This window comes from Bradyrhizobium sp. 142 (assembly GCF_023074015.1).
In the GTDB taxonomy this organism is placed as follows: Bacteria; Pseudomonadota; Alphaproteobacteria; order Rhizobiales; family Xanthobacteraceae; genus Bradyrhizobium.
Window position 1 is genome coordinate 1 of the sequence record NZ_JADPKQ010000176.1, and the last position, 634, is coordinate 634.

The 634-nt window shown below is 67.2% G+C and carries 1 protein-coding gene; it reads right to left on the reverse strand.

The genetic code is table 11. The annotated features are described in order from the left end of the window. Nucleotides 1-634, reverse strand: a 634-nt coding sequence (locus IVA82_RS16320) for an IS66 family transposase (RefSeq protein ID WP_247387441.1), incomplete at both ends; no start/stop codon positions are given.

The window sequence follows — 634 nt, forward strand, 5'->3', positions numbered from 1 at the left end:
TCGATGGCATAGACCGCCTGCAACCGTTCGATCACCTCGCGAGCGAATGGCGACTGGGTCGTCTTGTAGACCTCGACAAATTTGCGCCGGGCATGGGCGAGGCAGAAAGCGAGCTGGATCGCGCTGCCATGACCGCGGGCGAGCGCCTTGTAGGCGGCATAACCATCCACCTGGAGAATGCCGGAAAAGCCGGTCAATTGTCCGGCGATCTCCTCGGTGCCGCGGCCGCCGGCGAACACGTAGGCGACCGCCGGCGGCGCGGGGCCGCCCCACGGGCGGTCATCCATGGCATGCGCCCAGAACTGGCAGATGCGGGGGCGATGTCGTCCGGGATCGAGCACCGGCATCGGCGTCTCGTCGCAGAACACGCGCGGCGAGGCCTGGATCGTGCGCAGCTGGAGCTCATAGAGGCTCTTGAGCCACCAGGCCGCACGCTTCACCCAGCCGGCCAGCGTCGCGCGGTCGAGATGAAGGCCCTGACCGGCCAGAATCTGCACCTGCCGATACAGCGGCAGATACCAAGCAAACTTCGACACCACCACGTGGGTCACCAGCGCCGTTGAGGCCATGCCGCTCTCGATCAGTCGCGGCAGCACCTTCGCCTGCACCACGCCGTCGGTGCAGCCGCGGCAGG